General features: G+C 70.0%; 17 protein-coding genes. 6 read left to right on the top strand and 11 right to left on the bottom strand.

Features of this window, described 5'->3' with window-relative positions; genetic code table 11:
- The first annotated feature begins 114 nt into the window (after positions 1-114).
- Entirely contained in the window at positions 115-2043 is a 1929-nt protein-coding gene (gene dxs, locus AC3CBB_RS05800) for a 1-deoxy-D-xylulose-5-phosphate synthase (protein ID WP_488626312.1), read from the top strand.
- Positions 2044-2160: 117 nt separating this feature from the next.
- Here the strand turns inward: dxs and AC3CBB_RS05795 are convergent, their stop codons facing one another.
- The 4 genes from AC3CBB_RS05795 to AC3CBB_RS05780 form a co-directional block, all read right to left on the bottom strand.
- On the bottom strand, positions 2161-4284 hold the full coding sequence (locus tag AC3CBB_RS05795; protein WP_488626311.1) for a 3-hydroxyacyl-CoA dehydrogenase NAD-binding domain-containing protein: 2124 nt from the start codon (positions 4282-4284) through the stop codon (positions 2161-2163).
- Positions 4281-5486 (bottom strand): thiolase family protein, encoded by a 1206-nt coding sequence (locus AC3CBB_RS05790; protein WP_488626310.1) that lies wholly within the window; start codon positions 5484-5486, stop codon positions 4281-4283. The genes AC3CBB_RS05795 and AC3CBB_RS05790 overlap by 4 nt, the downstream gene beginning before the upstream one ends.
- A gap of 71 nt (positions 5487-5557) precedes the next feature.
- Positions 5558-6883 carry an HRDC domain-containing protein gene (locus AC3CBB_RS05785; RefSeq protein WP_488626309.1) on the bottom strand — a complete coding sequence of 442 codons (1326 nt, stop codon included), beginning with the start codon at positions 6881-6883 and terminating at the stop codon, positions 5558-5560.
- Positions 6873-7439: a DUF3000 domain-containing protein gene (locus AC3CBB_RS05780; RefSeq protein ID WP_488626308.1), complete on the bottom strand. Its 567-nt coding sequence runs from the start codon at positions 7437-7439 to the stop codon at positions 6873-6875. Before AC3CBB_RS05780 ends, AC3CBB_RS05785 begins: the two co-directional genes overlap by 11 nt.
- A 127-nt stretch (positions 7440-7566) precedes the next feature.
- Between AC3CBB_RS05780 and AC3CBB_RS05775 the strand changes: the two genes are divergently transcribed.
- Positions 7567-8865 carry an alpha/beta hydrolase family protein gene (locus tag AC3CBB_RS05775; protein WP_488626307.1) on the top strand — a complete coding sequence of 433 codons (1299 nt, stop codon included), beginning with the start codon at positions 7567-7569 and terminating at the stop codon, positions 8863-8865.
- Here the strand turns inward: AC3CBB_RS05775 and AC3CBB_RS05770 are convergent.
- The 3 genes from AC3CBB_RS05770 to AC3CBB_RS05760 are packed head-to-tail and all read right to left on the bottom strand — an operon-like array spanning position 8765 to position 10922.
- Positions 8765-9541: a dihydrofolate reductase family protein gene (locus AC3CBB_RS05770; protein ID WP_123504651.1), complete on the bottom strand. Its 777-nt coding sequence runs from the start codon at positions 9539-9541 to the stop codon at positions 8765-8767. The genes AC3CBB_RS05775 and AC3CBB_RS05770 overlap by 101 nt on opposite strands.
- Positions 9538-9990 (bottom strand): SufE family protein, encoded by a 453-nt coding sequence (locus tag AC3CBB_RS05765; protein ID WP_488626306.1) that lies wholly within the window; start codon positions 9988-9990, stop codon positions 9538-9540. Before AC3CBB_RS05765 ends, AC3CBB_RS05770 begins: the two co-directional genes overlap by 4 nt.
- A gap of 14 nt (positions 9991-10004) precedes the next feature.
- Positions 10005-10922, bottom strand: coding sequence for a sulfurtransferase (locus tag AC3CBB_RS05760; RefSeq protein ID WP_488626305.1), 918 nt, complete (start codon positions 10920-10922; stop codon positions 10005-10007).
- A gap of 184 nt (positions 10923-11106) precedes the next feature.
- Here AC3CBB_RS05760 and zapE point away from each other — a divergent pair, with 184 nt between their 5' ends.
- The 4 genes from zapE to AC3CBB_RS05740 all read left to right on the top strand — a co-directional run bounded on the left by zapE (position 11107) and on the right by AC3CBB_RS05740 (position 14797).
- Entirely contained in the window at positions 11107-12114 is a 1008-nt protein-coding gene (zapE, locus tag AC3CBB_RS05755) for a cell division protein ZapE (protein ID WP_488626304.1), read from the top strand.
- Between the two features lie 216 nt (positions 12115-12330).
- Complete coding sequence (locus AC3CBB_RS05750; RefSeq protein WP_488626303.1) at positions 12331-13608, top strand: ammonium transporter; 1278 nt, start codon at positions 12331-12333, stop codon at positions 13606-13608.
- Between the two features lie 89 nt (positions 13609-13697).
- A complete protein-coding gene (locus AC3CBB_RS05745; RefSeq protein ID WP_488626302.1) occupies positions 13698-14213 on the top strand; it encodes a hypothetical protein in 516 nt (171 codons plus the stop codon).
- A gap of 176 nt (positions 14214-14389) precedes the next feature.
- Positions 14390-14797, top strand: a complete 408-nt coding sequence (locus AC3CBB_RS05740; protein ID WP_488626301.1) for a hypothetical protein — start codon at positions 14390-14392, stop codon at positions 14795-14797.
- 56 nt (positions 14798-14853) lie between these two features.
- Here the strand turns inward: AC3CBB_RS05740 and AC3CBB_RS05735 are convergent, their stop codons facing one another.
- From AC3CBB_RS05735 to AC3CBB_RS05720, 4 genes are all read right to left on the bottom strand, one after another.
- Positions 14854-16278 (bottom strand): LLM class flavin-dependent oxidoreductase, encoded by a 1425-nt coding sequence (locus AC3CBB_RS05735; RefSeq protein ID WP_488626300.1) that lies wholly within the window; start codon positions 16276-16278, stop codon positions 14854-14856.
- Between the two features lie 82 nt (positions 16279-16360).
- Entirely contained in the window at positions 16361-17266 is a 906-nt protein-coding gene (locus tag AC3CBB_RS05730) for a MetQ/NlpA family ABC transporter substrate-binding protein (RefSeq protein ID WP_488626299.1), read from the bottom strand.
- Between the two features lie 42 nt (positions 17267-17308).
- Positions 17309-18082, bottom strand: coding sequence for a methionine ABC transporter permease (locus tag AC3CBB_RS05725; RefSeq protein ID WP_123504642.1), 774 nt, complete (start codon positions 18080-18082; stop codon positions 17309-17311).
- Entirely contained in the window at positions 18079-19104 is a 1026-nt protein-coding gene (locus tag AC3CBB_RS05720) for a methionine ABC transporter ATP-binding protein (protein ID WP_488626298.1), read from the bottom strand. Before AC3CBB_RS05720 ends, AC3CBB_RS05725 begins: the two co-directional genes overlap by 4 nt.
- Positions 19105-19168: the final 64 nt, after the last annotated feature.

The following is a 19168-nucleotide window of genomic DNA, read 5'->3' as shown; positions in this document are numbered from 1 at the left end:
GAGCGATCGCCCTGCACCCCTCGTATCGGGGTGCGGGGCGTTCGTCCTTTAACAGGCCTCGACGCCTAAACTTCAGACGTGGCCGACGTACCCGGGTCACGGAAAGCGAGCACCATGAGCCTTCTCGAGACCATCCACGGTCCCCGCGATCTCGACGGACTCAGCCACGAGCAGATGCTCACCCTGGCTGCCGAGATCAGGAAGTTCCTCGTGACCGAGGTCTCGAAGACGGGCGGCCACCTCGGCCCGAACCTCGGAGTGGTCGAGCTGACCCTCGCCCTCCACCGCGTCTTCGACTCACCGAAAGACGCGATCGTCTTCGACACCGGCCACCAGTCGTACGTCCACAAGCTCGTCACCGGGCGACAGGACTTCTCGAACCTGCGCCTCAAGGGCGGCCTCGCCGGCTATCCGCAGCGCAGCGAGTCCGTGCACGACATCGTCGAGTCGTCGCATGCGTCGTCGTCGCTCTCCTGGGCCGACGGACTCTCGCGCGGTTTCACCCTCACCGGCCACGGCGACCGCCACGTCGTCGCGGTCGTCGGCGACGGCGCCCTGACCGGCGGCATGACGTGGGAGGCCCTGAACAACATCAGCGACGACAACACGCGTCGCCTGATCATCGTCGTCAACGACAACGGGCGCTCGTACGCGCCGACCATCGGCGGCATGGCGCGGTTCCTGAACTCGGTGCGCACGGCTCAGGCCTACCGCGACATGCACGTCACGTCGCGTGCCGCCTTCGACCACCTGGGCTCGCCGGCCCGCGCGTTCTACCGCGGCGTCCGGGGAGGCCTCCACGGCTTCCTGAGCCGCTTCACGAACAACGAGGCGCTCTACTCGAACCTCGACATCAAGTACATCGGGCCGGTCGATGGGCACGACCAGGCCGCGATGGAGGAGGCGCTCGAGCAGGCCAAGAACTACGGCGCCCCGGTCATCGTGCACGCGATCACGCAGAAGGGCCGCGGCTTCGAGCCGGCCCTTCAAGACGCCGCCGACCAGTTCCACGCCGTGGGCCACATCGACCCCGAGACCGGCGAGGCGCTCGACCCGTCGAGCGCGCCCGGCTGGACCAGCACCTTCGCCGACGAGATCGTCTCGATCGCAGATCACGATCGCAGGATCGTGGGCATTACCGCCGCCATGCTCCGCCCCGTCGGCCTGCACCGCATGGCGGAGAAGTACCCCCAGCGCGTGCTCGACGTGGGCATCGCCGAGCAGCACGCCGTCGCCTCGGCGGCCGGCCTCGCCTACGGCGGCCTGCACCCCGTCGTGGCGCTCTACGCCACCTTCATCAACCGCGCCTTCGACCAGGTGCTGATGGACGTCGGTCTGCACAAGGCCGGCGTCACGTTCGTGCTCGACCGCTCCGGGGTCACCGGCCCCGACGGACCGAGCCACCACGGCATCTGGGACCTGGCGATCCTCCAGGTCGTCCCCGGAATCCGCATCGCCGCACCCCGCGACGCCACCCGCCTCCGGGAGGAGCTGCGGGAGGCCGTGACGGTCGACGACGGACCCACGGTGGTGCGGTTCCCGAAGGGCGAGGTGGGCACGGACATCCCGGCGCTCGAACGGCTCCACGACGGCGTCGAGGTGCTGGCCCGCGGCGACCGGCCCGACGTGCTCATCATGGCGGTGGGGCCGATGGCGCGACTCGGCCTCGACGTCGCCGAGCGGTTGGCCGATCAGGGCATCGGGGCGACCGTCGTCGACCCGCGGTGGGTGGTGCCCGTTCCTGCGTCGATCATCGAGCTCGCCGCCGAGCACCGTCTGGTCGTGACGATCGAAGACGGCGTGCGCGTCGGCGGCATCGGCACGAGGGTGCGGCAAGACCTGCGGGCCGCTGATGTCGACACCGCCGTGACCGAGCTCGGCCTCCCCGACGAGTTCATCGACCATGCCTCGCGCTCCGAGATCTTCGCGGCCGCCGGGCTCACGGCTCAGGCCGTCGCGCGCGACGTGACCGCGATGGTCCTCGGCTCGAAGCTGCCCGTGGCCAGGCGCGAGGGCGAGCCGGCGAGCCGCACGCGCGAGTAGGCGGTAGGCCTGCTCGTCTGGCGCCACTGACTCCTGACAGGGCAGAACCCTCCAGGTCGGCCTCTCCGACAGTCCGCGGACTGACGGAGAGGCCGAGCGGGAGGATCTGGCGGGCGGCTAGGCGACGCCGACGATCGCCGGCTCGTGGAACCTGCGGCCGCGTACGCGATCGGATGCCCCGACCCGGTCGAGGTATGGCGTCACACCGCCCATCTGGAACGGCCAGCCCGCGCCGAGGATCAGGCACAGGTCGACATCCTCCGCCGCCGCGACGACACCGTCGTCGAGCATGCGGCCGATCTCGTCGGCGAGGCCGTCCTCGATGCGCTGCTGCAGCTCGGCCTGCGTCATCGCCGTGCCGGAGCCGCCCACGATCTCGACCGCGCGCCTGTCGAACCCGGTCCGGTTGCCCTTGGCGTCTCGCGAGAAGATGTGACCGTAGTCGGCGAGCCGGTGCAGCGCCTCGCTCTCGAAGAACCGATCGGGGAACGCGGCGTGGTGCGTGTCGAGCACGTGGGCGCCGACGGTGAGTCCGACGAGCTCGAGCAGCTCGAACGGCGTCATGGGAAGGCCGAACGGCGCCGTGGCCCGGTCGACGACCTCGAACGGGGTGCCAGTCTCGACCGCGTGCATCGCCTCGCCGAGCAGCTTCGCGAGCACCCGGTTGACGACGAACCCAGGGGCGTCTGCTGTGATGACAGCGCTCTTGCCCAGCGTCTTCGCCACGACCATGGCGGTCGCGAGGGTCTCGTCGTCGGTCGCCTCGGTGTTCACCACCTCGACCAGCGGCATCACGGCCACCGGGTTGAAGAAGTGGAACCCCACGAGGCGCGACGGGTTCGAGAGAACCGAGCCGATGGCCGTCACCGAGAGCGACGACGTGTTGGTGGCCAGCACGCACTCCTCGCCGACGACCTTCTCGACGCGTGAGAAGACATCTTGCTTGACGCCGAGCTCTTCGAAGACGGCCTCGATCACCCAGTCGCAGTCGGCGAAGTCGGCCAGGTCGGTGGTGCCTGAGATGAGCGCCTTCAGCCGGTTCGACTCGTCGGGCGAGACGCGGCCCTTCGCCTGCATCTCGTCGATCGAGGCGCGGATGCCGTCGACGCCGCGGGTGACGCGCTCCTGGTCGATGTCGGTGATGACCACCGGCACCTTCAGCTTGCGGACGAACAGCAGGGCGAACTGCGAGGCCATGAGGCCCGCGCCGACGATGCCGACCTTGGTGATCTTCCGGGCGAGGTCGGGCGACGGCGCGCCTGCCGGGCGCTTGGCTCGCTTCTGCACGAGGTCGAAGGCGTAGATGGACGCCCGGAACTGGTCGCCCGACACGAGGTCGGCGAGAGCTTCGTCCTCCGCCCGGAACCCCTCTTCGCGCGTCGCCTTCTTGGCCCCGGCGAGCAGCTCGAGAGCGGCGTACGGCGACTTGGCGACCGTGCCGATGCGCTTCTCGAGCGTCTTGCGGGCGATGCCGATCGCGGCGTCCCACTTGAGGGCGCGCTCCACCTTGCCGGGAGCGTGCGGGCGCTTCACCGTGATGCGACCGCTCACGACGCCGTCTGCCCAGGCGATGCTGTCCTCGAGGAAGGAGGCCGATCCGAACATCGCGTCGGCGATCCCGAGCTCGTAGGCCTCCGCGGCCTTCAACGTGCGATTGTTCTTCAGCGGGTTCGAGACGATCACGTTCAGCGCGTTCTCGATGCCGATGAGGTTCGGCAGCAGCCAGGCCCCACCCCAGCCCGGGATGATCCCCAGGAACACCTCGGGGAACGCGAGGGCCGGAGCGGTCGAGTCGACGGTGCGGTAGTCGGCGTTGAGGGCGATCTCCAGGCCGCCGCCGAGGGCGAGGCCGTTGATGAAGACGAACGTGGGCACGCCCGCGTCGTGCAGCTTGCCCAGCGCCTCGTGGCCGAGCTGTGCCATCTGGCGGCCGGCCTCGCGCGACGGGATCTGGCCGACCTTCGACAGGTCGGCGCCGGCCGCGAGGAAGTACGGCTTGCCCGTGACCGCGATGGCCTGGATCTCGCCGGCCGCCGCTCGCTCGCGGAGGCGGTCGAGCGTGGCCGAGAGCTCGACGAGCGTGACCGGGCCGAGCGTCGGCGGGCGACGGTGGTCGCGGTCGTTGTCGAGGGTCACCAGGGCGAGGGTCCCGCCCGAGGGAAGGCGCACGTCGTTCACGTACGAGTGAGTCACCACCTCGTCCTGCGACATCTCGAGCAGCTGTGCGGTGTCGACGCTCATTTCGTTCCCTTCCGGCCGTCGAAGTGCGGGTTCTCCCAGATGACGCTGCCGCCCTGGCCGAGGCCGACGCACATGGCGGTCAGACCGTAGCGGACCTCGGGGTGCAGCTCGAACTGACGGGCGAGCTGGATCATCAGGCGCACGCCCGACGAGGCCAGCGGGTGCCCGACGGCGATCGCGCCGCCCCACGGGTTCACCCGCGGGTCGTCGTCGTCGATGCCGAAGTGGTCGAGGAGCGACAGCACCTGCACGGCGAACGCCTCGTTGAGCTCGAAGAGGCCGATGTCGTCGATGGAGAGGCCGGCCTTGCGGAGGGCCTTCTCGGTGGACGGGACGGGGCCGATGCCCATGATCTCGGGCTCGACGCCCGCGAAGGCGAAGCTGACCAGGCGCATCTTGGGTGCAAGCCCGGCGCGCACTGCGGCGTCTTCGGACGAGATCAGCGAGACCGTGGCTCCATCGTTCAGGCCGGAGGAGTTGCCCGCTGTGACGCGGCCGTGTGGGCGGAACGGCGTACGGAGCGCGGCGAGACCCTCCATCGTCGTCTCGGGGCGCGGCGCTTCATCGCGGTCGGCGAGCCCCCAGCCCTCGGCGGTGCGGATCGCGACCGAGACCAGGTCGGGCTGGATGTGCTCGTCGACGTAGGCGGCCGCGAGCTTCTGCTGCGACCGGAGTGCGTAGTGGTCGGAGCGCTCCTTGGTGAGGTTCGGGAACCGGTCGTGGATGCGCTCGGCCGTGTTACCCATGTTGAGGGCCTCGCCGCTGACGAGGCGCTCGGCCACGAACCGCGGATTCGGGTCGGCGTCGAACCCCATCGGGTGCCGGCCCATGTGCTCGACGCCGCCGGCGAGGGCGAAGTCATAGGCGCCGAACGCGATCGCACCGGCGACGGAGGTGACGCTGGTCATGGCGCCGGCGCACATGCGGTCGATGGCGTAGCCGGGCACGCTGCGGGGGAGTCCGGCCAGCAGAGCCGTCGTCCGGCCCAGGGTGAGACCCTGGTCGCCGGTCTGCGTCGTCGCGGCGATGGCGACGTCATCGATGTCGGCGGGATCGAGCCCGGGATTGCGACCCAGCAGCCCCTTCATCGCCTTGACGACGAGGTCGTCCGCTCGCGTCTGCCAGTACATGCCCTTGTCGCCCGCGCGCCCGAACGGGGTGCGGACCCCGTCGACGAAGACGACTTCTGTTCTCTCGGCCACATTGCCTCCTGAGTTCGATCTCTCTGGATCTTAGGAGCGACACCTGTGGGCTGGGCATCCTTTGCGGGTTGCTACGAAGCCGCTGGGCCGCCGTCCGCGAGCGATTGGTGAGCCTCGACAAACGCCTGAGTGATGGTCGGGGCGGTGGCCGAGATCTGCCACTCGCGCGCCCCCGCCTGGCGGAGGGCCTCCGAGATGTGGGCGACATCCATGACAGCCGGGGCGTCCCACGCGACACGGCGCAGGTGGTCGGGAGTCAGCAGGTTCTCGACCGGGATCGACATGGCGTCCGACATGTGCTGCATCCGCGGGCGCGCCGCCTTGTAGCGGGCGTCGGCCTCGGGCGCGCGGTCGGCCCAGGAGCGGGGCGGGGGCAGCGTGTCGGTGCTCGGTCCGCGCAGCGACGGCAGGTCGGAGCTGGCGCGGCCGCGCTCGAGGGCGTCCCACCAGCGGGCCAGCTCGGAGCGGCTGGCACGCCCGACGAACGACTTCAGGGCACCGAGCTCGCGCTTCGTCGCGGGGTTCTCCCGGACGGCGGCGATGATCGACGAGTCGGGAAGCAGGCGGCCCGGCGCGGTGTCGACCTCGCGGGCGTACTCGTCGCGGGCCTCCCAGAGATCGCGCACGAGGCCGAGGGCGCGCTGGCCGCGGAGGGTCGAGAGACCCGTCGTGCGGCGCCACGGCTCCTGCCGCGGCGGCTTCGCCTCGCGCTCGAGGGTCGCCTGGAACTCCTCCTCGGCGATCTCGACCTTCTCCTGCTCTTCGAGAACGGCGTACATGGCGTCGCGGAGGTCGACGAGCAACTCGACATCGAGCGCGGCGTAGACGAGCCAGCTCTGCGGCAGCGGCCGGGTCGACCAGTCGGCCGCCGAGTGCTCCTTGGCGAGGTGGATTCCGAGAAGCTCCTCGACGACAGCACCCAGGCCGACGCGCGCGAAACCGGCCAGACGCGCGCCGAGCTCGGTGTCGAAGATGCGGGTCGGGTCCATCCCGACCTCGCGGAGGCACGCCAGATCCTGGCTCGCGGCGTGGAAGATCCACTCCTCGTCGCGGATCGCCTCGCCCAGCTCGACCATCGTGCCGAGAGCCGGCGGATCGAAGAGGAAGACACCCGAGCCGCGGCGGAACACCTGGATCAGGTACGCGCGCTGCGAGTAGCGGTAGCCCGACGCCCGCTCGGCGTCGACCGAGATCGGACCGGTGCCGGCGGCGATGGCGTCGACGGCCGCGAGGTAGGCCTCGCGGGTGTCGATGACGTCGACGAAGGCGTGGTCGTCGTCGGCGGAGCGGACGGCGGCGGCCAGGGTCTCGGCGGCCGACGACGACGCGCCGGCCACGACCTCGGCGGCCTCGGGAGTGGTGGGTGCGGTCGAGTCGGCGGCGCTGCTACTGGTCACGCCCGACCCTTCGTGAGGCGAGCAGGGTGACTCCTTCGGACGTCGGCGGGAGGCCGGCGAGGGTGCAGATGAGATCGGCCCAGGCGGCGACATGCGGCGCGAGGCCGTCGTCGCCGGGCGACCAGGAGGCTCGGAGCTCGAGCAGCGCGCCGTCGCCCTGAGGGGCGAGCTCGCCGTAGCCGCTCGAGAGGATCTTCGTGGCGGTACCCGACGCCGCCGAGTAGGCGGCGCCGCTGGCGTCGAGCGAGTCGATCAGCCAGCTCCATGCGACGTCGGCCACGAACGGGTCGAGCCCGATCTCGGTCTCGAGCGGGGCCTGCGCGAACGAGACGACCCGCCACGTTCCGCCCCAGGGCTCCGGCTCTTCGTCGTCGTACAGCACGATGAACCGGCCGGTGCCGAGCTCCGGGTCGGCGACGCCGCGGACGCCGACGACGTCGGCGGCCAGCGCGAACGCGTGGGGCGCGAGGCCCTGCGGCGCGGGGATCTCGGTGACGACCAGGTCGTCGCGCGACTCGAGCGCTCGGATGGCCTCGACGGCCGTGCGGAAAGGCACGGGTCCGCTGAGAATCGGAGCACCTGAGGGAGTATCGGACACGTAGGAAGACTAGGCTCGCAAGCGAACCCGCGGCCAGAGGCACGCCGATGCGGTGCCCGATGGCGTGACCGACCAAGGGACCCCCATGACGCCTGACGTCCACCACTCCGAAGCCCTCCGCCGCGCCCCGAAGCCCGTCGCCCGCCTGGTCGGCACCATCGCCGCCATCTCGGCCGGAGGCGCCGCCGTCGCCGCCGTCGCGGGCTTCGCGGGCCTCGCCTACGCGGTCGCCCGCTTCGTCGTCACCCCGGCGAAGTCGCACCACGAGCGGCTCCGCGTCGTCGCCGTCGACCGCGGGTCGGCGACGGTCTCGCTCGAGTCGACACCCGACACCCGGCTTCCGGGCCGCTACGGCTTCCACTTCGACGACGGCCGCGGCTACGCCCGCCTGGGCGACGTCATCAGCGACGACGGCCGCATCGTGGTGCGCCACATCGAGGCCGTCGACGAGGGAGACCTGTCGAAGGCGCGCCGCGGCGGGTTCCTCGGCTGGTACTACCGTCGGCCGGCCGACCTCGGCCTGCCCTTCACCGACGTCGAGATCGCCACGCCGATCGGGCCCGCCCCGGCCTGGCTGGTGCCGCCCGTCGACGCCGACCCGACGCACGACGAGATGTCCGACCGGTGGGCGGTCGTCGTGCACGGGCGCGGCGTGATGAGGGCGGAGACGCTGCGCGGAGTTCCTGCGTTCCGAGAAGAGGGCTACGCCACGCTCGTCGTCTCGTACCGCAACGACGGCGAGGCACCGCATTCCGACGACCACCGGTACGGCCTCGGACTCACCGAGTGGGCCGATGTCGAGGCCGCGGTCGACTACGCCGTCGAGCACGGGGCGACGAGCGTCGTGCTGATGGGCTGGTCGATGGGCGGCGCTCTGGTGCTGCAGACCGCGCTCCGCTCGAAGCACCGCGGCCTGATCGACGGCCTGGTGCTGGAGTCGCCGGTCGTCGACTGGCGCACGGTGCTCACCTACCAGGGCGACCACCTGCACCTGCCGCGGTCGGTGCAGCGGGCCGTCTTCAGGATTCTCGGCGGGGCGCGCCTGTCGACGATCACCGGCCAGTCGACGCCCATCGACTTCGACGCCCTCGACCTCGTGCTCGGCGCGACGAAGCTGACCGCGCCGATCCTGCTGCTGCACAGCGACGACGACGGCTTCGTCCCGTCGACCGCGAGCCGGGCGCTGGCCGAAGCCCGACCCGACCTCGTCGACATCGAGAGCTACTCCGTCGCCCGGCACACCAAGCTCTGGAACGTCGACCCCGAGCGCTTCGACCAGCGGATCAGAGGCTGGCTGCAGGCTCTCCCGGCGCGGAGTTCGGCAGCACCTTCCAGCGGGCGTACAGCGACGAGAGGTCGTCGATCAGCAGCTGATCGAGGCTGAGCGCCGACGCGTCGAAGCGCTCCGTCCCGAACACCGGCAGGCCGCTGCCGATGACGATGGGCGAGGTCGAGAGGCAGAGCTCGTCGACGAGCGAATCGTGCAGGAACTGCCCGGCCAGCGACGGGCCGCCCTCGCAGACGAGCGACCTGAGCCCGACGCCCCGGAGCGCCTCGACGATGTCGGCCGGCGCAAGACGGCCGGCGACATCCGGGCACACCAGCACGGTCGCCAGCTCTCGCAGCGGACGCCCGAGCGATTCGTGCACGCGATCGAGAGCCGCAGCGGGGCAGATCACGACGACGCGATCGGCGCGCTCGGGGGCGATGCGGTGGCCGCTGAGGTCTCCTGAGCTCGTAACCACGACGAGCTTGGCGGTGAGGGGCACCCTGTAGCCCTCGGCGCGGACGCTGGCCGCGCCGACGACGACCGCGTCGGCGACGTCGCGGATCGCCCGCAGGATCGAGCGGTCGGCCGGGTTGGAGAGCGAGTCGCTCGTGCCGTCGACGCCGGCCGCGTCACCCGAGACCGCCGCGATCAGGTTGATCCGCAGCCACGTGTCGGCCGGCGGGCGGTACCACTCCTTCAAGATCTCCTGCGTCTCGTCGCAGCCGACCTCGAGGCTCGTGGGCACGTCGGGGCCGGCCTCGCGCGACCGGTGCAGGAGCCGGAGGATCACTGGGCCGCGGCCCGCTCGCGGATCTGCCGCTTGGCCCGGCCGAGCAGCGCGGTCATGCCGCGGATGCGCAGAGGGCTCACCGCCTCGACGAGGCCGATCGTCTGCGGATAGTCGTCGGGCACCGCGAGGGCCTCCTCGACCGTGAGCCCATCGAGGCCCTGGGCGATGATCGAGGCGAATCCGCGCGTGGTCGGCGACTCGCGCGGAGCCGTCGCGTGCAGGCGCACGCGGCCCCCCTCCACCTCGGTGAAGATGAACACCGGCGACTGACACTCGACGACCTGCTCGAGAAGGTCGGGATGGTCGGCGTAGCGCTGCGGGAGCTCGGGCAGCTCGTTCGAGAACTCGAGCAGCAGCTGCAGGCGGTCTTTCACGCCCAGGTCGAGGAAGTCGCGCTGGATCTCAGCCAGCGCCTCGGGCAGAGCCGCCCCGGGTTCCACGTCGCTCACCGCGTCAGCCTCGCTCATCGGGCCGAGACGCCGACCGCCGCCGGCGCCTCGCCGGGCTCGGCGCCCGTGACGATCGGCACGCGCACGGCGGAGCCCCACTCGGTCCACGACCCGTCGTAGTTGCGGACGTTCTCGAAGCCGAGGAGGTGGTGCAGCACGAACCAGGTGTGGCTCGACCGCTCGCCGATGCGGCAGTAGGCGATGACGTCGTCGCCGGTCTGCAGGCCGGCGCCGTCGCGGTAGACGGCGTCGAGCTCGGCGACCGAGCGGAAGGTGCCGTCGTCGGCCGCGGCCTTGCCCCACGGCACGTTCTGGGCGCTCGGGATGTGGCCGGCGCGCAGGGCCCCCTCCTCCGGGTAGGCCGGCGCGGTCGTGCGCGAGCCGTCGTACTCCTCGGGCGAGCGGACGTCGATGAGGGGGCTGCCGAAGTGGGCGAGCACATCGTCTTTGAACGCGCGGGCGACCGAGTCGTCGCGGACCGGCACCGGGTACTCGGCCGCCGCGACCTCCGGCTGGTCGAGCGTGTACTCGCGGCCCTCGGCCTCCCACTTCGCGCGGCCGCCGTCCAGAAGGCGCACGTCGGCGTGGCCGAACAGGGTGAAGACCCAGAGGGCGTAGGCGGCCCACCAGTTGTTCTTGTCGCCGTAGATCACGACGGTCGTGTCGGGAGCGATGCCCCGCTCGCTGAGCAGCTCGGCGAATCGCTCGGCCGAGACGTAGTCGCGCTGCACGGGGTCGTTGAGGTCGGTGTGCCAGTCGAGCTTGACGCTGCCGGGGATGTGGCCGGTCTCGTAGAGCAGGACGTCTTCGTCCGACTCCACGACGACGAGGCCCGGTTCGCCGAGGTGCTCCGCGAGCCACTCGGTCGACACGAGGCGCTCGGGATGCGCGTACTCGCTGAACTTCGGTGCGGGATCGACTTCGACTGACATGAAACTCCTCCTGTCGTCGCCTCTCGGCGACACGTGCTCTCTGTGCCTGGCGGCGTAGGATCTCAACGCTAGGCGCGCTGCCGATATGCCGCATCGGGCCCGTACGACTCTGACATACAGAAGACCGCGACACACACAGGACGCCCCGCACTCCGGCTCCTGACTCACCGAGAGGCGCCACTGCATGGCCGACGAGAGCACGCAGACCACCGAGTCGCTCGTCACGCGCACCCCGACCATCACGTCCGCCGAGATCGTCGCCCACCTGGTGCCGCCGCGCCAGTTCGACGGGGCGTCGATCGAGAACTACCGGCCCGACCCCGCCTACCCCTCGCAGGCCGAGGCCGTCGAGGCCGTCCAGTCGTTCGCTGCGGCCCCGGCGCCCACCCGTCGACTGTTCACGCGCAGGAACGCAGCCCGACCTCTGCCGGGCCTCTACCTCGACGGCGGCTTCGGCGTCGGCAAGACCCACCTCCTCGCGGCGCTCTGGCACCGCACCGACGGAACGAAGTACTTCGGCACCTTCATCGAGTACACCGCCCTCGTCGGCGCCGTCGGCTACCAGGGCGCCATCACGCAGCTGTCGGGCGCCGCGCTCATCTGCATCGACGAGTTCGAGCTCGACGACCCGGGCGACACCATGATCATGACCCGGCTGCTCGGCGAGCTCGCCGACGGCGGCTCGCGCATGGCCGCGACATCGAACACCCCGCCGAACGCACTGGGGGAGGGCCGCTTCGCGGCGTCCGACTTCCTGCGCGAGATCCAGGCGCTCTCGGGCCGGTTCCGCACCCTGCGCATCGACGGCACCGACTACCGGAGGCGCGAGGTCGAGGCCCACGCGGTCGTCGCCGACGACCTGTCTGCAGCTGTCGCAGCCGCGACCGGGCCGGTCTCCGCCGACGAGTTCGACGCCGTCATCGAGCACCTCGCGACCGTGCACCCCTCCAAGTACGTGAAGCTCATCGACGGCCTCGACACCGTCGTGCTGCGGAACGTGGGGCCGCTGCACGACCAGACGCAGGCCCTGCGGTTCGTCGCGTTCGTCGACCGCCTGTACGACGCCCAGGTCGCCGTGCGGGCCTCGGGCATCCCGCTCGACGAGGTCTTCGGCGCCGACATGCTCGCCGGCGGCTACCGCAAGAAGTACCTCCGGGCGATGTCGCGGCTCGTGGCGCTCACTCTGCTGTAGAAATCACGGGTCGCTCCGGCCTCATCACCAGACTGCCGAAACGTGTTGTTTACAAAAGGCCGAATCGTGTTACATCGGCGAAACATGCACGCGCACGAACCGAAACGTGTGGCCGCCAGGATGACTGCATCCCGAGTCAGCACTGGCGTCGCCCCTGCACTCCCAGCGTCGCGCAGTCCGGGAACCCTGCACTGCACAACTGAGAGGTGACACCACATGCTCGACCAAGGCAATACCGCCTTCATCCTGATCACGGCCGCCATGGTCCTGCTCATGACCCCCGGCCTGGCCTTCTTCTACGGTGGACTCGTCAAGGCCAAGAGCGTCATCAGCATGATGATGCTCAGCTTCGGTGCGATCGGCCTCATCGCCGTCCTCTGGGTCCTGTACGGCTACTCCATCGCCTTCTCGAACGGCCCGACCGGCTCCGCCGGCACCGACACGTTCATCGGAATCGACGGCTTCCTCGGCTTCGACCCCGCGATGTTCGGCCTCAACTCGCTGATCGGGCAGGAGGGCGCGTTCCCGCAGCTCGCCTTCGCCGCCTTCCAGGCCACCTTCGCGATCATCACCGTCGCCCTCATCTCGGGCGCGATCGCCGACCGCGCCAAGTTCGGCGCGTGGATGGTCTTCGCCGGCGTCTGGGCCACGGTGGTCTACTTCCCGGTCGCCTCGTGGGTCTTCAACTTCACACTCGGCAAAGACGGCTCGGTCGTCGACGGCGGCTGGCTCGCCAGCCTCGGCCTCATCGACTTCGCCGGTGGCACCGCGGTCCACATCAACGCCGGCTCGGCCGGTCTCGCGCTGGCCCTCGTCCTCGGCCGCCGCGTCGGCTTCGCCAAGGGCGCCTACAAGCCGCACAACCCTCCCTTCGTGATGCTGGGCGCCGGCCTCCTCTGGTTCGGCTGGTTCGGCTTCAACGCCGGCTCGGAGCTCGCCGCTGACGGCACCGCCTCGCTCGCCTTCGTCAACACGCTCGCGGCTCCTGCCGCGGCAGTGCTCGGCTGGCTCATCATCGAGAAGATCAAGGACGGCAAGGCCACCTCGGTCGGAGCCGCCTCGGGTGCCGTCGCCGGCCTCGTCGCGATCACGCCGGCCTGCGCCGCCCTGACCCCGTTCTGGGCGATCGTGCTCGGCATCATCACCGGCGCCGTCTGCGCCATCGCCATCGACCTCAAGTTCAAGCTCGGCTTCGACGACTCGCTCGACGTCGTGGGCGTCCACCTCGTCGGCGGTCTCGTCGGAACCCTGTACATCGGCTTCTTCGCCAAGGACAACGTGGGCCTCTTCTTCGGCGGCGGCTTCCACCAGCTCGGCGTGCAGGCTCTCGCGGCCGTCGTCGTCATGGTCTACTCGTTCGTCCTCGCCTACGTGATCGGCCTCATCATCGAGAAGACGATGGGCTTCCGCGTCACCAACGAAGACGAGGTGGCCGGCATCGACACCGCCGTCCACGGCGAAGAGGGCTACGTCCTCATCGACGAGAAGGTCTGACCCGCACCCGCTCCGGATCAGCAGAAGGGCCCCGCGGCGATTGCCGCGGGGCCCTTCCGTTTCTGCCTTTGCGCGCTAGCGTATTCACTATGTTCAGTGAAAATATTAGCCACGACCAGTGGTTCTACGAGATCGAACAATCGGCGGCCGAGCTCATCCGCCGACCTCGCCTTCGAGCCTTCGCCGTCCGCGACGATGAGGGCGGGGGTCTCGTCGATACACGGCTGTCCGGCGACGGAACGACGTACGTCGACGTGGCGTATCCGGACCCAGTCAGCAGCGGGTCTCCTGAGCCCGCCATGATCGTCGCGTCGACAGCGAGCGATGACCTGGAAACCCTCTTGTCGGTCTTCGATCTGACGCGATCGGTGCATCTCGAGCGAGATGGGCCCGTTCTCCGGGGGAGTGTTCCCCAGCGCATGGAGACGCTGCAGGCACCTCCCGGCATCCGTGCCTGGTGCCGGACTACCGACGGAGCGGCGGTCGTCGTCGTCGATCGGGGGGGCATCATCTCCACAACCAGCGTCATCGTCGAGACACCCCACCCCGCTCGAATCGTCATCGATTGGGTCGATCGCGTGCGACTTGCGGTCAATAGAATCTGAAATGTAGATGTGACACGTCAACCCATCGAATGGAAGGACTGTCAATGACGACTCGAAACAGGCGAAGACTCACGGGGTCGCTGCTGACTGGCGCCGCGGCCACGTCGATGATTGTCGCCGGGCCCGTCTCTGCCCGTGCAAGCGAGGCGACGCACGCAGAAGTCACAGTGCCACTCGTGGCCGACTGCAGCACCCTGACGGACCGCGGGCGCGCATATTTTCGTGCCAACGACATCCAGATCTGCGGTGTCGGCGGCAGCTCGAGAGGGGTTGTCAGCGGCAACTGCGGAACGTCGACCATCTACGTCGACAGGCTGGGGAGCGGCCGCGGCCGCGTGAGCTGGAGCATCTTCGCCGGGGGAGGTTCGACGATGGTCTTCCGCAACATCGCAATCAACTGGGGCCCGGCTGCCGGCGGTTCCTTCGCCGACGTGAGTCCCATGGCCGGGCTGGCGTACTCGAAGTCGCGCCTGGTGAACGGGAAGGGAAAACTGAAAGCCTCCATCTCGGGATCAGTCAAGCTCGTGGGCAAATACCTCACTTGCACCATTCCTCGCCACGAGGCGGCCAGCGCGACCTTGTAGGCAGCAGAAGGGCCCCGCGGCGATTGCCGCGGGGCCCTTCGCGTGGTGCGTGGCGACTAGGCCGTGACAGCGGCCTTGTCGGCGACCGAGCCGGTCGACGTCGAGCGCGCGCCGCCGAGGCGGAACGACGCGCCGCGGTGCTCCTCGGGCAGCCGGTCGCCGCGGCCGAACAGCTTCTCGCGCAGCGAGCCCTCGACGTAGGCGTCGGGGTAGGCGCCGCGCCTGCGGAGCTCCGGGATCACGTGCTCGATGACGTCCTCCCAGGTGCCGGGGGAGACCGCGTAGGCGAGGTTGAATCCGTCGACGTCGGTCTCGGCGACCAGTTCCTGCAGATGATCCGCCACGTCGGAACCCGAGCCGACGAAGATCGGCCCGAGCCCGCCGATCGCGCCGAAGCGGGCGATGTCGCGCACGGTCCACTCGCGGCCGTCGAGCTTCGCCGACTCCTTGAAGTTCTCGATGACCGACTGGATGGCGTTGCCCTGCACGTCGCCGATCGGCTGGTCGAGGTCGTACTGCGACAGGTCGATGCCGGTCCATCCCGACATGAAGACGAGTGCGCCCTCCTCGCTGGCGTAGCGGAGGTACTCCTCGTGCTTGGCCTGGGCGCCGGCGGTCGTCTCGTCGGTGATGATCGTCAGCAGGGTGTAGATCTTCGCCGAGTACCGGTCGCGGCCGGCCGCCTCGAGGGCGTCGCGAATACGCGACACGGTCGCCTTGAGCACGGCGGCCGTCGGCGCCGACACGAAGATCGCCTCGGCGTTGTCAGCGGCGAACGCGACGCCGCGGGGCGACGCGCCGGCCTGGTAGATCACGGGGGAGCGCTGGATCGACGGCTCCGACAGGTGGATGCCCGGCACTGTGTAGTTCTCGCCGCGGTGGCCGATCTCGTGGATCTTCGCAGGATCCGTGAAGACGCCGCCCTCTCGGTCCTCGACGACGGCGTCGTCCTCCCACGACCCCTCCCACAGCTTGTAGAGCACGTCGAGGTACTCGGCGGCGACGTCGTAGCGGGCGTCGTGCTCGAGCTGGTCGTCGTGGCCCATGTTGCGGGCGGCGCTCGGCAGGTAGCCCGTGACGACGTTCCAGCCGACACGCCCCTTGGTCAGGTGGTCGAGCGACGACATGCGGCGCGCGAACGGGTACGGGTGCTCGTAGGCCGTGCCGGCGGTCACGCCGAAGCCGAGGTTCTTCGTGACGGCCGCCATCGCCGACACGAGCAGCAGCGGGTCGTTGACGGGCACCTGAGCGCCGTTGCGGATCGCGGCGACGTTGTTGCCGCCGTAGACGTCGTAGGTGCCGAGCACGTCGGCGATGAACAGGCCGTCGAACGTGCCCGATTCGAGCAGCATCGCGAGGTCGGTCCAGTACTCGAGGTCGTTGTAGTGCCGCGAGCGGTCCTTCGGGTGCCGCCACAGTCCGGACGACTGGTGGGCGACGCAGTTCATGTCGAACGCGTTGAAGCGGATCTGTCGGGTCATGGGTTCATCCTCCGGCGTGTGGTCGAGAAACGCTCTCGGGGTCGTAACGGGGCGTCACGCTGGGTCATCCGTCCGGTGCCGTCTACTTCGCGTCGACCGGCAGCAGGATGTTCTTCACGTCGGCGTTCGACTCGAGGAAGGTCTGCACGCGCGGGTCCTGGAACGCCTTGATGAGCTTCTTGACGTTGTCGCTCTTCAGGTAGTCCGTGCCGACGGTCAGCTGCCCGGCGAACGCGTCGGGCGCGGCCGGCGCGTAGATCTGCTCCGAGATGGGGATGCCCGCGGCGAGGTAGTACTCGGTGTAGCCGACGGCGGCATCGAGGTCGTTCAGCGACCGCGACTGCGCGGCGAAGTCGAGCAGCGTGAACTTGAGGTGCTTCGGGTTGCTCGCGATGTCGTCCTGCGTGGCGGTGCTCTTGTCGATCCCGGCCTTGAGCGTGATGAGACCGGCCCGCTCCAGGATCCACAGACCCTGAGCCTCGTTGGCCGGGTCGGAGTACAGCGAGATGGTCGCCCCGTCGGGGATCGCCGACGCGGTCTTGTACTTGGCGCTCCATAGCCCGAAGCTCCAGCGGAAGACGGGCGTCGCCGCGGTCTCCTTGAAGTCCGGGTTGGCTGCGAGCACCTGCTTGAGCCAGCGCTTGTGCTGGTACACGGTGCCGGCGACCTCGCCATCGCTGACAGCGCGGTTCAGCGTCGTCGAGTCCGACAGTCCCTTGAACTTGACGGTGATGCCGTAGTCGGGCGCGACGTCCTTCGCCACGTAGTCGACCAGCGCCTCCTCAGCGGCGTTGCCCTCGGCGGTCACGACGTACAGCGTCGCGCCCTTGGTGTCATTGGCGCTGGCCTGCGGGATCAGGCGGGGCACGGTGACCCCGGCGGCGATCGCGACGACGGCCACGGCGCCTCCGACGACGAAGGGCCAGCGGCGGCGCTTCCTCAGGGTGAAGCCGTGCGAGTCGGGGGTGCTGGTGGGCTCGGTAGACATGGCTGTGCTGCTTTCAGGTGTGGTGGGTCGAAAAGAGGAGGCTCAGGAACTCGGGGCGGCCGGCAGCGAGACCGGCGACGGGGTCTGTGCGGGGCTGGTGCTCCGAGTTCCTGCGCCCTGGAGAAAACGAAGTCGTGGGGTCAGGCGGCGGGCGATCCTGTCGCCGGTCAGCTGCACCAGGGCCACGAGCACGACGAGCAGCACGATGGTCGCGAGCATGACCCGCGTGTCGAAGCGCTGGTAGCCGTAGGTGACCGCGACGTAGCCGATTCCGCCGGCGCCGATCGTGCCCGCGATGGCGGAGTACTCGATCATGGCGATGGTGTTGATGGTCAGGCCGCCGACGAGCGAGGGGATCGCCTCGGCGAGCTGGGCGGTGCGGATCACCTGAAGACGCGACGCCCCCGCTGCCCGCGCGATGGTCGTGTACTCGGCCGGGACCGAGCGGAGGGCGTTCTCGACGATGCGCGAGAAGAAGGCGATGCCCGCGATCGACATCGGGACGACCGCGGCGGGGATGCCGATGTTCGTGCCGGTGATCAGGCGGGTGAACGGGATGATCGCGGCCATCAGGATCAGGAAGGGGAGGCTGCGGCCGAGGCTCACGATCCAGCCGCTCGCCAAGTGCAGCGCGCGGTTCTCGTACAGGCCGCCTCGGCCGGTGTTGTGCACCAGGGCGCCGATCGGGACGCCGAAGAGCACGACGATCACCATCGTGATGCCGACCATGAGCGCCGTGTCGCCGAGGGCGGGCAGCAGGAGGCCGGGGATCTGGTCGAGCGGGACGATGTTGGGGTTGACGGCTGCGGCGCTCATGCGGCGGTCTCGATCTCGTCGTCGTTCAGGAGGGGGAGCGGGTCGGCGTCGCGTCGCGTCTGGATGCCCAGGCGAGCGAGCGCGTCGCGAGCGGCGTCCGCGTGCGAGGCCGGGACCCCGACGGTGACGGTGCCGACGGTCGTTCCGTCGACGACCTCGACCGCCGCGCCCAGGAGGCCGACGGGCTCGCCCAGCTCGGCCGAGACGCGCGCCAGCCAGTCGGCCGGGACGTCGGGGGAGCCGTAGGTCGCGAGGAGTGCCACCTGGCCGTCTGCCGCCGCCGCGGATGCCCGCTGGGGCTGCAGGTCGGCGCCCAGCTGCGACGACTGGTCTTGCAGCAGGTCGACGACTCGGCCACGCTCGGTGAAGCGACCGGCCTCGAGGCGCGCCACGGTGTCGGCGATCTCGCGGACGGCCTCCATCTCGTGCGTGATCAGGAGGATCGAGAGGTCGAGGTCGTCGCGCAGCTCGCGAAGCAGGCCCAGGATGGACCGGGTCGACTCGGGGTCGAGGCCCGAGGTCGCCTCGTCCGAGAGAAGCACGCGCGGCCGCAGAGCCAGGGCGCGCGCGACGCCGACGCGCTGGCGCTGGCCGCCCGAGAGCTGGTGCGGGTAGTGGCGGGCCTTGTCGGCCAGCCCCACGCGCTCGAGAAGCTCGGCGACGCGCGCCCGCGACTCGGCCGGGGTGACGCCCAGGAACTCGAGGGGGAGCGCCACGTTCTCGGCGGCGGTGCGGCGCGAGAACAGGCCGTCCGACTGGAAGATCGTTCCGATGGCTCTGCGCGCGGTGCGGAGGTCGCGCTCGCTCGACGCGGTCAGGTCGACGCCGTCGACGATGACGGAGCCGCTCGTCGGGCGCTCGAGGAGCGTGACGCACTGGGCGAGCGTCGATTTGCCGGCGCCGGAGCGCCCCACGACGGCCGCGATCTCACCGCGGCCCACCTCGAAGTCGAGCGAGTCGAGGACCACAGTGCGGGTGCCGGCGTGCTCGTACGCCTTGGTGAGCTGGTCGATTCGGATCATGCGGCGACAGTAGGGAACATCGCGCGGGCGCGGGGGAGCGCGTCGTCATGTGACCGGTTGTGAC

It is taken from the genome of Frondihabitans sp. OV104, from assembly GCF_057787745.1.
This window is presented reverse-complemented; position numbering and strand designations above follow the sequence as displayed.

Bases quoted from the DNA above. Each gene is read 5' to 3' on its own strand.
- AC3CBB_RS05745 (WP_488626302.1), top strand. From the start codon at position 13,698: ATGTTCAGTGAAAATATTAGCCACGACCAGTGGTTCTACGAGATCGAA.
- AC3CBB_RS05730 (WP_488626299.1), bottom strand. From the start codon at position 17,266: ATGTCTACCGAGCCCACCAGCACCCCCGACTCGCACGGCTTCACCCTG.
- zapE (WP_488626304.1), top strand. From the start codon at position 11,107: ATGGCCGACGAGAGCACGCAGACCACCGAGTCGCTCGTCACGCGCACC.
- AC3CBB_RS05720 (WP_488626298.1), bottom strand. From the start codon at position 19,104: ATGATCCGAATCGACCAGCTCACCAAGGCGTACGAGCACGCCGGCACC.
- AC3CBB_RS05795 (WP_488626311.1), bottom strand. From the start codon at position 4,284: ATGAGCGTCGACACCGCACAGCTGCTCGAGATGTCGCAGGACGAGGTG.
- AC3CBB_RS05760 (WP_488626305.1), bottom strand. From the start codon at position 10,922: ATGTCAGTCGAAGTCGATCCCGCACCGAAGTTCAGCGAGTACGCGCAT.
- AC3CBB_RS05750 (WP_488626303.1), top strand. From the start codon at position 12,331: ATGCTCGACCAAGGCAATACCGCCTTCATCCTGATCACGGCCGCCATG.
- AC3CBB_RS05775 (WP_488626307.1), top strand. From the start codon at position 7,567: ATGACGCCTGACGTCCACCACTCCGAAGCCCTCCGCCGCGCCCCGAAG.
- AC3CBB_RS05725 (WP_123504642.1), bottom strand. From the start codon at position 18,082: ATGAGCGCCGCAGCCGTCAACCCCAACATCGTCCCGCTCGACCAGATC.
- dxs (WP_488626312.1), top strand. From the start codon at position 115: ATGAGCCTTCTCGAGACCATCCACGGTCCCCGCGATCTCGACGGACTC.
- AC3CBB_RS05735 (WP_488626300.1), bottom strand. From the start codon at position 16,278: ATGACCCGACAGATCCGCTTCAACGCGTTCGACATGAACTGCGTCGCC.